General features: G+C 56.5%; 1 protein-coding gene. It reads left to right on the plus strand.

What is annotated here, in order from left to right:
* Positions 1-201: YegP family protein (locus UU7_RS17245; RefSeq protein ID WP_007810940.1), on the plus strand; the 201-nt coding region annotated here is incomplete at its 5' end.
* Between the last annotated feature and the right edge of the window lie 93 nt (positions 202-294).

Here is a 294-nt window from a genome sequence, read left to right on the forward strand (position 1 = left end):
ACTCCGATGTATTTCTACCTGTTCAAGAGCACTGCAAATAACCAGTGGTATTTCAATATCCGCGCTGCGAACCATGAACGGATCGCATCGTCAGAAGGTTACCACAACAAGCAAGACGCGATTAACACGATCAACGTGATCCGCCGTGGCGCAGCTACCGCTGGCATCTACGACGCTTCCGTAGAGAAGTGGGCTGCGTAACCTAAAGTACGGCGCACGGGAGGGAATCCCCCGTGCGCTTCTTTTGCCCTCTGGCGCCCCACCAACCGAGGGCGGACCCGAACGCCGTAGGGT

Origin of the sequence: Rhodanobacter spathiphylli B39 (assembly GCF_000264295.1) — a bacterium.
Taxonomy (GTDB): domain Bacteria; phylum Pseudomonadota; class Gammaproteobacteria; order Xanthomonadales; family Rhodanobacteraceae; genus Rhodanobacter; species Rhodanobacter spathiphylli.